This is a genomic window from Modestobacter caceresii (genome assembly GCF_000761485.1).
GTDB lineage: Bacteria > Actinomycetota > Actinomycetes > Mycobacteriales > Geodermatophilaceae > Modestobacter > Modestobacter caceresii.
In genome coordinates this window covers 16,090-27,368 of the sequence record NZ_JPMX01000076.1, presented here as the reverse complement: position 1 = coordinate 27,368, position 11,279 = coordinate 16,090, and the positions used below count along the sequence as shown (strand labels likewise).

Below are 11,279 nucleotides of genomic sequence, written 5' to 3'. Positions count from 1 at the left end.
GCCGCGTCGGCCCGTTCGGTGCGGCGGCGGTCGCGGACGGCGGCGCGGGCCCGGCCGGCCGCCGCCGCCAGCTCGCCCTGGGCGTAGCGGCGGTAGGCGGTGAGGAACCGGTCGAGATCGGCAACGCCGCGCTCGAGTCGCTGCTGGAGCGCACGGGTCTCGGAGATCTCGTCGAGCTTGGCGCCCGCGGCGTCCAGCGTCGTCTGCGACAGCGGCGGCAGCGCGTCCGAGAGCAGGGCCGGCAACCGGCCCTCGTCGATGCGGTTGCCGACGTCGGGGGAGCGCAGCGTGTGCAGCAGCTGGATCAGCCCGTCGAAGCGCTCCTCGGCCCGGGCGTCGGTGAGCCCGAAGACCTGCTCCCGGACGCGTGCCCGGTGCGTGTCGGCCGAGTCGGTGAGCTGGTCGGGACCGATCAGCCGGCCGAGGTCCTCCCGGCTCAGCGGGTGGCGGTCGCCGTCCATCAGCGGCAGGTCGTGCCCGACCCGCCGGTCGGTGCTGAACCAGTGCATCCGCACCACGCCGGTCGAGGACGACCACCGCAGGTGCGCGCCCAGGGTGAGGAAGCGCGCTGGGTCCGCGACGCCGTCGGTGTGCGCGAGCTCCAGCCACAGGTAGCCCACCCGGTTGCCGGAGTCCGGTCCGCCGACCCGCATCAGCCGGTCGAGGCTGACCTGACCGGACCCGCTGGAGTCCATCCGGCGCCGGTCGGCGTCCAGCAGGAACGGCAGCAGGAGCTCCAGTGCGCGGGACTTGCCCGAACCGTTGGTGCCGCGCAGCACCATCCGGCCACCGGTCAGCACGAACTCGGCGTCCAGGTAGTGCCAGACGTTCTGGATGCCGGCGCGGTGCAGCCGCCAGCGGGGGGTGCCGGTCACGCGGACTCCTCCCCGAGGTCGAACAGGCCCGGCTCGTCGGCCGGCGCCGGGGCCGGCCGGGGTGGGGCCGCCCGGTGGTGGGTCACCTCGGCCCGGTAGCGGGCCGCCACGGCGTGCACGAGCACCCCGTCGGCGGTCGCGGTGACGAGGGACAGGGACGTGAGCAGGTCGAGCACCTCGTCGCGGAGCGCGGCCGGATCGTCGCGGAGCCGCTGCTGCCAGCCCCGGCCGTAGCGGGTGAGCAGGCCGGCGAGGGCCGCCTCGACCGCCGGCCACGGCACCACAACCGCGGGAGGGTGGGCCCCGGTGGCGTCCCGGACGTCGGGGTCGGGCATGGAGTCGATGGCCAGGTGCTCGACGAGCAGCAGGGCCGCCTGCCGCACCGTGCCCGTGCCCGGGAAGGTGAGGTCGCTGAGCGAGGCATCCGGGTCGTGCGCGAGCACTCCTTCGGCGCGGGTCTCCAGCACCAGACCGAAGGAGTCGTCGAGCTGCCGGGCGAGCTCGCGGCGCTCGCGTGACAGCACGTCGGCGGTCTCGGCATCCAGTGCCGACCGGAGGACGACCGGGTGCTCGGCCAGCAGCCGACGCAACCGACGGCGCGGCTGGTCGTCGCCGGCCGGGGCGAGCAGGGCCGCCGCGTCCGCCGCGGGCGGCAGCGGACCGGTCAGCAGGTAGGGCAGCAGCGGGCGGTGCACGGTGAGCAGGGCCTCGTCCTGCCGCTCGGCCCAGCCTGCGGTGCTGCCGTCGGTCTCGGTGAGCACGCCCCAGCGGACCAGCAGGTCCAGCGCGGCCACCAGGGACCGCCGCTCGGGCAGCGTGTCCGGGATGTCCAGGCCCAGCCCGGCGGCGTCCGCGCGGACCTGCTCGATGAGCGAGGACAGCAGCACCTGCTCACCCGAGGACGGCGACAGCAGTGCGGCGCCGACCAGGCACAGGTGCACGTAGCTGCGTGCGGTGAACGGCTGGCCGTCGGCGCGGCGGGCCGGCCGGGCCGGGAACCCGGGTTCAGGTGCGGTCTTGAGCAGCCGGGCGAAGGTCGACTCGACGACGAGGGTGTAGCCCAGCTGGGTGGCGAACACCGCCCGCAGCGCCGGTGCGTGCCGGCGGACCAGCCGGATCGTCTCCGGGTGCCGGTCGGCGGTGAGCACGGGGGTGAGCAGCAGTGCCCGGGCCGCGGTCCGGCGCTCGGCGGCGTCGTGCGCGGACGTGGTGACGGCGGCGGTCATGGCTGCTCCCCGGCCAGGACGGACAGGGCGAGCCCGTGCACGGTGGTCCGGCCGTCGGAGGACTCCACGACGGTGTCCGGGCCTGGCTCGACGAGCAGGGTGACGCCCAGGTCGGCGTCCGATCGGCGGACCGGTGCCTCGAGCAGCTGGTCGATGGCGATCACCGCCGCCAGCTGGTCGAGCAACAGGTCGCGGGCGGCCGGGGACAGTCGCGCGCCGTGCAGCCGGCCGGCCGCGGACAGCTCGGCGGCTGCGGCCCGCAGTGCGGCGGCCTCCGCTTCCGCCTCGGCGAGCAGCCGGACCCGGTCCAGGCCGGGATCGGGCACCCGGGCCGAGCGGCCCCGCGCGGCCCGGTCGCCCTGCTCCCGGACCGACACCGGGACGTCGACCGGCGGTGCGTCCCACCAGGAGGTGGTCGGCGGGATGCGGCCGTCGTCGTCCACCGGGCCGAGCGCCAGGTGCCGGGCGGGAGCCGCACCGAAGGTGGCCGCCCAGACCCGGTGCGCGGTGTCGTCGTCGGCTGCGCTGTCGAAGACCGCGGCGAGCCGGAGGAGGTCGTCGCGGCGGGAGAGCCCGGTGCCGGCGGAGGACACCATCCGCTTGGCGTTGGTGAGCAACTGGCCGAGGGCCTGCTCGGCGGCGGCCCGCAACCGGTCGGGGCCGGACCGCCCGCCGCCGTCGGCGAACCAGGCACCGAACTCGGTCCAGTCCTGCTCGGTGCGACCGGGGAGCCGTTCGATGCGATTCCCGCCACCGAGGCCGGGCAGGGTGGCCAACCGCGCCACGACGGCGGGCACGTGCGGCTGCAGCTCGGCGAGCCGGTCGACGACCAGCGGTGCGTGTCGGCCGACGTCGGAGCCGAGCAGGTCGACGTAGTCGAGCAGGACGCCCTTGAAGGTGGCGTACTCGTCGCCGGCCAGGTCGTAGCGGCTGAGCACGGTGGCCAGGTAGGCGTAGAAATCGGCGAGGCTGTCGAGGAAGACCCGCTGGTTGCCGAAGAGGGTGGTCACCTCGGCGGCGAGCCGCTCGGTGTCGGCGGGGTCGGCGGTGGCGAGGTCGCGGATGAGGGCGAGCCGGTCGGCGGTGCCGGCGAGCAGCTCCCGGGCGACCTCGCGGGCGCCCTCGGAGGTGGCGAGCAGCTCCTCCACCTGACGGTGCACCCGGCCGCCCAGCTTGGAGATCTGGTAGCGGGTTCGGGCACGCTGCCAGTCGGCGATGGTGCGCACCCGGGCGTCCCGGACAGAGCGCACCAGGTTGCCCCAGCGGACGAGTGAATCGCAGCGGTCCTCGACGGTGTCGACGTCGAGCCGCGCGCCGGTCGTCCCGGTGTGCTCGGCCAGCCGGTCGGCGATCTCGGCGGCGGAGAGATCGATGAGCAGCCCGGAGCTGAACAGCCGCATGATCGCCAGGTAGTCGCCGGTGTGCTCGGCGCCGCCGACGTAGCGGTACAGGTCGAGCCGGCGTGCGTCGAGCTCCGCTCCGCCGGCGGCTGGTTCCTCGGCCATCGCCTGAATCATGGCCGACGGGTCTGACAGGACCGGTGGCCCGGGGTGTCGAGGACGGTCACCGGTCGGCGCGGCCGCCGTCCAGGGCGTCGATGACGTCGGTCACGGCGATGTCGGTGTCCGGGAGGGCTGCCAGCCGCACCGGGTTGTCCGCTCGACGGGTGGCCTCCGCCAGCTCGCGGATGGCCACCGCGCTCACCGACGCATGCTCCCGCTCGGCCAGCCGGGTCAGCCGCTCGATCACCTCGGCCGGGACGTTGCGCAGGTAGAGGATCGGCATGAGGCCAAGCGTCCACAGCGATGTCGCACCGTGCAACCAGCTGCCGTTCCGGGCAGCGCCTTCGCCGGCCGCCTGACCGGACTGTTGTGGCGTGTGCTTGCTCTTGTCCGGGCCGGGTGCGCAGAGGGTTCGAATACCTCTGTCGGGCCGCCTCGCCGATCGGGCAGTGCTCGACGTGCTGGATGAGATGTGGGCGCCGTACCTGCCGGGTCCAGGCATGGCTCGGGACACCGTCTGCGGCGCTGCTGCTGCGCTCGCGCGGGGTGGACGTCGTGCTGGACGACGCCGAGTGCATCGCGCTGATGGAGGACTTCATCGCCCGCGAGCCCGGGCTGTGGCACGAGGACATTGGTGAGCCGTGAGCCACTGATCGCGCGGTCCAGCCGGGCTCGGACCTTCGCCCGGTCTGCCGCTGGCCGCGCTGCTCAGGAAGCAGGCGGGCCGGTGCAGCGCTGACCGCTCAATCCGGCAGGTGGGCGAGGTAGGCCGCATGGTCGCTGACGGGTCGGCCGTCGCGACGCTGCGGCCGGTGCACCTCCAGGTCGGCAGCCGTCAGCAGGGAGCAGCTGAGGGCGAGGTGGTCGATGGCCTCGGCGTCCTCGCTGGCGGGGGCGCTCAGGGCACGTAGCTCGAGGCGGTCGAAGGCCGTCTGCAGCCGGGCGATGCCGTTGACCGTCCCGGCCAGGCGGTGGCCGGCTTGGGAGCGTGCCGCCGACGGGCGGCGCAGTTCCTGGTTGAAGTCACCACCCCAGATGATCGGCTCGTCGCCGTTGCGGGCCCTCTCGATGCGGGCGAGGTGGTGGTCGAGGACGAACGTCGCCTGGTCGTCGAATCGAGGGGACGGAAGCCCGGGCCAGTCGCGTCCGGCGCCACTCCACGGCAGCACCGAGCAGGCCACCAGCAGGGTGGGTCGAGGAGACCCGGACGGCAGCGTGATGCGGGTCAGGCAGAGGGCCTCCTCGGCCGCAACCGGCCCTTCCTCGTCCTCGTCAGGGACCCTGACCGCGGTGGCGGGTTGTCGAACCCACACCCCCGCCCACCGGTCTTGGGGGCGCCCGTAGCGACGCTCCGGGGAGACCGTGAGGGTGCCGCCGGTCGACGGCCAGGCCTCGTTCACCTCGGTGAACAGCCAGAGGTCGGCCACCTGCTTCTCGAGGAAGGTCATGACATCGGGCGCCTTCTCCGACGCCGAGGTCGGGTAGCGCCGCAGGTTCCAGGTGCCTATCCGCACGCCGCCTCCAGTCACGTACACCCGGCACGCAGCCGGGCGGTTGGTCAGTCAGCTCGGGAGGGGTCACGTCGGCCAGTGCATGGCACCCTGATCGGGACCGTAGCCACCGCGCACGCCACCTCGTGCGCCGGATGGTCGAACGTGCGGTCAACGTCTGCCCGCCTCGCGCGCTGGCGCGGGGCTGGCTGTTCGGCCGGCCGCAGCCGAGCGAGGCCCTGATGGTCTCGCTCGCGAAGACTCCTTCCCGTCAGGTCAGGTCATCGAGCGGCGTGCGGCGGGCCTGCTCGGCAAGGGCGTCGAAGTCGTCGTCCCCGACGGTGGTCAGGGTGGCCGCATCCCGCGCTGCCAGCTCGCGACGGCGCTCCCGCTCGAGTGCCCGGCTGACGACCGCGGCACGGGAACTCGCACGGCCGTCGGCGACCAGTTGGTCCACGTATTGCACGAGTTCCTCGGGCAGCTGGACGGTGAGCTGGGTGCTCACCCCGCGATGGTCCCGGGCTGGATGCCGACTGGGATCGGCTGTCGACCCGGCAGGTTCGACGATGCGCGTGGACGGCGAGTAGCAGGCCGAGAAAGTCCGCCGTCAGTGCACATCGTCGGGGCATCTCGGACGGCGCAGCGACGCCGCTCCGGCGATGGCGAGCTGTAAGGCATGCCGGTTCTCGTAGCGCACAGTGCTCCAGGGCTCAGGGACCGCCGGGGCAGCGTCGGCATGACGCGATGCCCACAGGCTCGTCGCACCACTCTCCAGCACGTCGCTGCCGGTTCTCACGGCGAGGGCCACGAATGCCGGGGGAGGAGCAGGGCGGTGGTGTGCCCGTTGTGGACGTGCAGGCTGCAGTCGAGACTGTCGCGCCCGCGGACGATCGACTCGATCGCGGCGCACCACGCGGCGTCGTCCGGGGTGGGCGTCGTGGGCCCGGGCCGTTCCAGGCACATCGCCAGGTGCAGGTCCGACCGTTCGACACCCTCGGAGTCGGCCACGACGGTGTGCAGGTCGGCGAGCCTGCCGATGGCCACCCGGTCGGGTTCGAGCGGCAGCTCATCGACCGGGATCAGCACCGGGACCGTCGTGCCGTCGGCCCGCAGCCAGGCGAGGAACAGTCGGCGCCCGGACGGCGGCCCCTCGAGGTGCAGCAGGCCGCCCCACCGCTCGGTGAGCTCGGCGTCGCTGGTCGTCGGAACGTCGGGGTGCGGTCGGGTCGTCATGCCGGAGCACTCTGCCGCGCACCGGCCGCTCGCCGCTGGCGTCGTCCACAGGCCGGTGCGGTCGTGCCGTTGACTGGCGGCATGGACGACGTTCTGGCGGCGCTCTGCTCGGAGCCGGTCGACCTGGCGCAGGCCCGGGTCCAGCTGCCGGGGGCGCCCGGGCTGTACGCCTGGTGGGGCCGGTTCGGTGCGTTGCCCGGCATCTCCGGTCCACGGCACCCGAGCGCTAACCTGCAGCTGCTGTACGTGGGAACCGCCCCGAACGGGGCGGCGTCCCAGGCGACGTTGCGCAGCCGGGTGGGCGGCGACCACATCCGCGGGACGACGGGCTCCTCCACGCTGCGCCGGTCGCTGGCCGCGCTGCTCAGCGAGCAGCAGGGCTGGCGCAGCCGGTGGACCACCCGGCCGGTGCTGGTGAACCGCGACGAGCTGCGGCTGTCGGAGTGGATGGCGGAGAAGCTGCGGCTGACCTGGGCGGAGCACCCGCAGCCGTGGACGGTGGAAGCCGCGGTGATCGCCGAGCTGGAGCCGCCGCTCAACCAGGCGGACAACTCCGCCCACCCGCTCTACGCCCACGTCCGAGAGGCGCGGAGGCGGTGGCGGGACGAGGCGCGCGGAGATGCGAAAGGTTGAGGTGATCGCGCCGTCGTTGCCCGGCCCGACTCGTGTTGCTCTCGTTGCTACCACGTTATTACCGGCGGTAGCATCGGTATGTGAAGCTGAGTGTCAGTCTGTCCGAGGACGACGTCGCGCTGTTGGACGAGTACGCCCGCAGTGCGGGCCTCAAAGGCCGGTCCGCGGTGATCCAGCACGCGCTCCGGCTCCTGCGTCAGGCGGACCTGGAGCGTGACTACGCCGTTGCTTGGGAGGAGTCGAAGACCTCCGGCGACCAGGCGGCGTGGGACTCCGTCGCGGCAGACGGCGTGGCTGATGCGCCGCGGTGAGGTCCGGCTCGTCGACCTGGACCCGGTCCGGGGCAGCGAGGCGGACGAGCGGCGGCCGGCCGTGCTCGTCAGCAACGACCGGGCCAACGCCACGGCTGCCCGCCTCGGCAAGGGGGTGGTCACCGTCGTCCCGGTGACCAGCAACGTCGCTCGGATCTTCCCCTTCCAAGCGCTGCTCCCGGCCGACCGGACCGGCCTGCCGACCGACTCGACGGCGCAGGCCGAGCAGATCCGGTCGGTGGCGGTCGAGCGGATCGGTCCGGTGCTCGGCCAGGTGCCGGCGGAGCTCATGAGCGAGCTCGACGAGGCCATGCGGGTTCATCTGCAGCTGTGACCCGTGACGACGGGCTCGTCGACGCTGCGCCGGTCGCTGGCGGCGCTGCTCAGCCAGCAGCAGGGGCTGGCGCAGCCGGTCCGGTCAGCCTTCCGGTGGAGCGGGGACGGGCCGGTTGGGTCCGGTGATCCTGGTGTCCCACCGGGTGCTCGCCAGTTGCCGTTCGGCGTGCGTCACGAGTGAGAAGACGTCGGTGGCGGTGTAACCGGTCGTCCCGCGTTCGACCGACCGGCGCGCGAGAATCCCGGCCTCCGCGAGTTCCTCCAAGGCTGCACGGGCGGGTGGGAACGAAACGCCCAACCGTCGCTGTGCGGTGCGTGCCGTGAGGATGGGGATCTCGGGGAGTGCGCGGAGCAGCTTGTAGGTCGCTGAATCGGTTCGCGGAATCTCCCGGAGGCCGTGCGCAGTCCGGTGGTCGGCCAGCTTCGCCTCCCACTCCCGCTGCAGTTCAGCCACCTGCCCGGCGAACGTCCGCGCCTGTTCGGCGGCCACCGTGGTGGCGTCGAGGAAGACGTCCAGCCAGGCAGCGACGGCCGAAGCAGCCTCCGGACTGTCAGGTGAGGTCGAGTACCGGTAGGCGGTCAAGCCGTCGACGTAGCCGCGGCGCAGCGTGGCCAGGACCAGGCTCACCGGGAGGATGGCGCTGGGGGTCAGGCCGCGGCGGGTGAGCACGGTGTGGATGAGAGCTCTGCCGACGCGGCCGTTGCCGTCGGTGAAGGGATGGATCGTCTCGAACTGGGCGTGCACGATGCCGGCCTGGACGAGCGGGGCGTGCACCGACCCGTTCATGTACTCGACCAGGTCGGCCATCAGCTCGGGGACGAGTTCGGGTGGCGGTGGGACGTAGTCGGCGGACAGCGGGTGCCAGTTCGACCCGCCCACCCAGTTCTGCACTCGGCGGAGGCCATGGTGCTTCTCCTCGGGCAGCAGGGCCCGGTGCAACGCCTCGATGTCGGCGACCGCGATCTCCTCCGCCGAAGCCAGGTCGTCGCCGGCCCGGCGGAGGACCGTGATGTTGTTCGCCACCAGGCGGGCCTGGTCGCTGAAGCCGCGAACGTCCTCCTCCTGGGCGAGTTCGGCCAGCGCAACCTGCTGTGGGGACGGTGCAATTCCCTCGATCAGCGAGCTGGCGATGGCTTCGGACCGGAGCAGGAACCGCGACAGCCCCTCGAGTCCCTGAGCCCCGGGGCCCCTGCCCAGCTCGCGGACGGCTCGCTCCGCCACGGTGGCTCGCTGAGTGGTGCCACGGGACATGCCCAGCGGACGCGTGGTGACCAGGTCGGGTGCGTACTGCCGGTACGAGCCGAACTGCCGGTCAGCTCGGGGCACCATGCTGAGATCCGAGTGCTCCCACTCCGCATCGAGCCATCTCGCCATGAACACAACCTTTCACGCCGCCGCCTCTTGTTAAAGGATCACAGGCGATCCCTTGACGCTGATGGAGGCTGTGAAGGGTTTCGGTCGAAGGTCACCTGGTCGTCCCCGAGCTGGTGGGGAGACGTCCCACCGACGGCCGCGACGAGCTCACCCGCGTCGGGAAGCAGCCTGCGATGGCTCGCTGACTCGGCAGCCCGGAGACGGGGTCGACGCTGTGCGCCGACGGCGGGTTCCGGATGGTGAACCCGCCGCCAGCGCACAGCGCTTCCGGGATCAGGGACGGTGGAACGCGGCGGCTGCGGCCAGGGCCAGCTGCGCGCTCACCAGGCCGAGCCCAGCCACATCAGCGCGCCGGGTCCGGCCGTGGAGTGCATGTGCTGATGACCCGAGCCGTCGCCGAGCATCTGCGCGTGCAGCACCAGCATCCCGGCGTCCACCGGCGCGGTGAACCGCCACACCGACCCGGTCGGGTGCCGCCACAGGTGCCACGCGCACGGCAGGCAGGCCGCCGCCATCAGCGCCATGACCACCGACCCGAGCGAGCCGTCGACCAGCAGCAGGTGCACCGCTGCCGAGGACGAGGCCAGCCCGGCGGCCACCCGGCCAAGGGCGAGCGCCTTCGGCCGGGTGGCAACGACGGCCGTCGTCATGAGCAGTGCCCCTCGCCGGTCGCGCACCCGGTGGCCTGCCGCTCGAACAGCGGCGTGCCCAGCTCGCGTTCCAGGCGGGTGAGCTGGCGGCTGACAGCCGACGCCGGGTCAGCCATCGGCGTCCACGGCACCGACCCACGCTGCCCGGACCGCGTCCCGGGCTTCCACCGGGCCGACCTGGACGCGACCCTGATGACCGAGTGCAGTCAGCCACTCGGCCTCGCTGGGGGCATGGTCGAACATCCAGGGCTGTACGTGGCCGGCCGTGGGGCCGTGCTCACGGAACAGTCGAGCTGCCTCGCCGTCGATGAGGCCGGCTCTGGACAGACCCCACAGGTCGTAGCGGTCCCGCGCCGCCGAGCGGTCGTGCCAGGCTGCTGCCTTCCAACCCGCGAAGGCAGCAGCGGTGGGTGTGACCATCGATGCGGGCGGGGCATCGCTGAACCGCTGCTCCAACGGACGCAGTTCGACCGGCCAGCGCGGGTACCCCGTGGACGACGACAGCAGCTGCACCCGGATCTGGATGGTGTCGCCCACGATCAGCACGCTGGAGGCGGAACCGCGGGTCGCGGCGAGGGGAGGCAGCCAGCTGACGGTGCCGTGGGATCGCTGGAGGCCCGTCGAGACAGCAGCCTCGATGGCAGGTCCGATCACCTGTCGGGGCGCGCTGGCGATGAGGTCGATGTCCTCGCTGAGTCGCAGGGTGGGCAGGAAGGTCCGAGACAGCGCGGTGCCGCCGAAGAAGACCAGGTCGTCGTGCAGGCCGGCCGCGGACAGGGCCCCCAGGACGTGACTGATGGCGTGGTCGCGCAGCACCTGCTCGTCGGCGACGCCGAACTGCTCCCGGACTGCGGCCGCCTCTGCGGCATCCAGGCCTCGTGACCGCCGCGTCACGGGTGTTCCGCGCGCAGACGCGCCAGGGTCGCGACCATCCGTTGGTCGCGGGCAAGCTCGTCCAGGCGGCCCGGTGTGCACCGGGGAAGCAGCGTCCGGACGGCGTCCCGGACTTCTCCCGTCATGCCGCCCAGCGTGGGCCGCTTCATCAGGTCGAGGACGGTCTGCTCGGGTGTCGTCATCAGCGCAGGACCCAGGTCCGTGCGGACGAGCACCGCATCGAGCGTCTCGACGTCCCGGGTGACGAACGTGATCAGCCCCGCGGGGCGGTCCAGGACCCGGAGGGCGCGGTGCTGGGTGGGCACAGCGACCACGGCCTGGGTGATGGCGCGCGGGAGGGCTCCGTGCAGACGAGCCGCCGTCAGGTGCATGAGCACCGGGACCCGGTCGCCGTACAACGCGGTGGCAGCCCCGGCGGCGACAGCTTCGAGTGTGGGCAGCCAGGCGGCGTCCCTGTCGTCGGGGAGGGCGTAGTAGAGGCCGGCCGCCAGCTTGCGGACGCGGCCCTGTCGGGTCAGACGCGTCAGCTGGACGTTGGGCTGGGTGTACACCGCGGCGAGGTCGCGTGGCCGTACCGTCCGGAGCGGGGCACGAGTCATGACGTCGAGTGCTCCGGCCACAGCTTCCTCCCTTGTCACTGTGCAAGAACTTATCTCTCAGATAAGTAATCGGCTAGTGACGAGCGCTTCTGGAGGCCGCTCATCACCGGTTGTTCAGGGCGCTGCAGGCGCGCGGAGCGGACGTCGTCCCGACG

The 11,279-nt window shown here is 72.8% G+C and carries 15 protein-coding genes; 3 read left to right on the top strand and 12 right to left on the bottom strand.

Annotation, left to right across the window (positions count from 1 at the left end):
• The 7 genes from IN07_RS16165 to IN07_RS16135 all read right to left on the bottom strand — a co-directional run.
• Positions 1-875 (bottom strand): hypothetical protein (locus IN07_RS16165; protein WP_036337354.1); only part of this gene is annotated, 875 nt, incomplete at its 3' end.
• Positions 872-2,101, bottom strand: a complete 1,230-nt coding sequence (locus tag IN07_RS16160) for a TIGR02678 family protein (protein WP_036337353.1) — start codon at positions 2,099-2,101, stop codon at positions 872-874. The genes IN07_RS16160 and IN07_RS16165, both read right to left, overlap by 4 nt.
• Positions 2,098-3,606, bottom strand: coding sequence for a DUF2397 domain-containing protein (locus IN07_RS16155; RefSeq protein WP_052091363.1), 1,509 nt, complete (start codon positions 3,604-3,606; stop codon positions 2,098-2,100). The genes IN07_RS16160 and IN07_RS16155 overlap by 4 nt, the downstream gene beginning before the upstream one ends.
• Positions 3,607-3,664: 58 nt before the next feature.
• Complete coding sequence (locus IN07_RS16150) at positions 3,665-3,886, bottom strand: hypothetical protein (protein WP_036337352.1); 222 nt, start codon at positions 3,884-3,886, stop codon at positions 3,665-3,667.
• A 460-nt stretch (positions 3,887-4,346) separates the two neighbouring features.
• Positions 4,347-5,117 (bottom strand): endonuclease/exonuclease/phosphatase family protein, encoded by a 771-nt coding sequence (locus tag IN07_RS16145; protein ID WP_036337350.1) that lies wholly within the window; start codon positions 5,115-5,117, stop codon positions 4,347-4,349.
• A 247-nt stretch (positions 5,118-5,364) separates the two neighbouring features.
• Complete coding sequence (locus tag IN07_RS26735) at positions 5,365-5,598, bottom strand: ribbon-helix-helix domain-containing protein (RefSeq protein ID WP_036337349.1); 234 nt, start codon at positions 5,596-5,598, stop codon at positions 5,365-5,367.
• 287 nt (positions 5,599-5,885) lie between these two features.
• Positions 5,886-6,326 (bottom strand): hypothetical protein, encoded by a 441-nt coding sequence (locus IN07_RS16135; protein WP_052091362.1) that lies wholly within the window; start codon positions 6,324-6,326, stop codon positions 5,886-5,888.
• 81 nt (positions 6,327-6,407) lie between these two features.
• Here IN07_RS16135 and IN07_RS16130 point away from each other — a divergent pair, with 81 nt between their 5' ends.
• From IN07_RS16130 to IN07_RS16120, 3 genes are all read left to right on the top strand, one after another.
• Positions 6,408-6,959 (top strand): GIY-YIG nuclease family protein, encoded by a 552-nt coding sequence (locus IN07_RS16130; protein ID WP_036337347.1) that lies wholly within the window; start codon positions 6,408-6,410, stop codon positions 6,957-6,959.
• Positions 6,960-7,039: 80 nt separating this feature from the next.
• Positions 7,040-7,270: a ribbon-helix-helix domain-containing protein gene (locus IN07_RS16125; RefSeq protein ID WP_036337346.1), complete on the top strand. Its 231-nt coding sequence runs from the start codon at positions 7,040-7,042 to the stop codon at positions 7,268-7,270.
• Positions 7,257-7,604, top strand: coding sequence for a type II toxin-antitoxin system PemK/MazF family toxin (locus IN07_RS16120; protein WP_036337344.1), 348 nt, complete (start codon positions 7,257-7,259; stop codon positions 7,602-7,604). Before IN07_RS16125 ends, IN07_RS16120 begins: the two co-directional genes overlap by 14 nt.
• A gap of 84 nt (positions 7,605-7,688) precedes the next feature.
• On the opposite strand, the gene IN07_RS16115 is transcribed toward IN07_RS16120, so the two are convergent.
• The 5 genes from IN07_RS16115 to IN07_RS16100 form a co-directional block, all read right to left on the bottom strand.
• Complete coding sequence (locus IN07_RS16115; protein WP_036337365.1) at positions 7,689-8,981, bottom strand: Fic family protein; 1,293 nt, start codon at positions 8,979-8,981, stop codon at positions 7,689-7,691.
• A 320-nt stretch (positions 8,982-9,301) separates the two neighbouring features.
• Positions 9,302-9,631, bottom strand: coding sequence for a hypothetical protein (locus IN07_RS24090; protein ID WP_052091361.1), 330 nt, complete (start codon positions 9,629-9,631; stop codon positions 9,302-9,304).
• Complete coding sequence (locus tag IN07_RS24790) at positions 9,628-9,747, bottom strand: LysR family transcriptional regulator (protein WP_081975464.1); 120 nt, start codon at positions 9,745-9,747, stop codon at positions 9,628-9,630. The genes IN07_RS24090 and IN07_RS24790 overlap by 4 nt, the downstream gene beginning before the upstream one ends.
• Positions 9,740-10,525 (bottom strand): nucleotidyl transferase AbiEii/AbiGii toxin family protein, encoded by a 786-nt coding sequence (locus tag IN07_RS16105; protein ID WP_052091360.1) that lies wholly within the window; start codon positions 10,523-10,525, stop codon positions 9,740-9,742. The genes IN07_RS24790 and IN07_RS16105 overlap by 8 nt, the downstream gene beginning before the upstream one ends.
• The gene (locus IN07_RS16100) at positions 10,522-11,076 is read right to left on the bottom strand and encodes a type IV toxin-antitoxin system AbiEi family antitoxin domain-containing protein (protein ID WP_197058512.1); all 555 of its coding nucleotides are present in this window, start codon (positions 11,074-11,076) and stop codon (positions 10,522-10,524) included. The genes IN07_RS16105 and IN07_RS16100 overlap by 4 nt, the downstream gene beginning before the upstream one ends.
• Positions 11,077-11,279: the final 203 nt, after the last annotated feature.

Coding starts and splice junctions, on each gene's coding strand:
- IN07_RS16160 (WP_036337353.1), bottom strand. CDS start 2,101: ATGACCGCCGCCGTCACCACGTCCGCGCACGACGCCGCCGAGCGCCGG.
- IN07_RS16155 (WP_052091363.1), bottom strand. CDS start 3,606: ATGGCCGAGGAACCAGCCGCCGGCGGAGCGGAGCTCGACGCACGCCGG.
- IN07_RS16150 (WP_036337352.1), bottom strand. CDS start 3,886: ATGCCGATCCTCTACCTGCGCAACGTCCCGGCCGAGGTGATCGAGCGG.
- IN07_RS16135 (WP_052091362.1), bottom strand. CDS start 6,326: ATGACGACCCGACCGCACCCCGACGTTCCGACGACCAGCGACGCCGAG.
- IN07_RS16130 (WP_036337347.1), top strand. CDS start 6,408: ATGGACGACGTTCTGGCGGCGCTCTGCTCGGAGCCGGTCGACCTGGCG.
- IN07_RS16120 (WP_036337344.1), top strand. CDS start 7,257: ATGCGCCGCGGTGAGGTCCGGCTCGTCGACCTGGACCCGGTCCGGGGC.
- IN07_RS16115 (WP_036337365.1), bottom strand. CDS start 8,981: ATGGCGAGATGGCTCGATGCGGAGTGGGAGCACTCGGATCTCAGCATG.
- IN07_RS24090 (WP_052091361.1), bottom strand. CDS start 9,631: ATGACGACGGCCGTCGTTGCCACCCGGCCGAAGGCGCTCGCCCTTGGC.
- IN07_RS24790 (WP_081975464.1), bottom strand. CDS start 9,747: ATGGCTGACCCGGCGTCGGCTGTCAGCCGCCAGCTCACCCGCCTGGAA.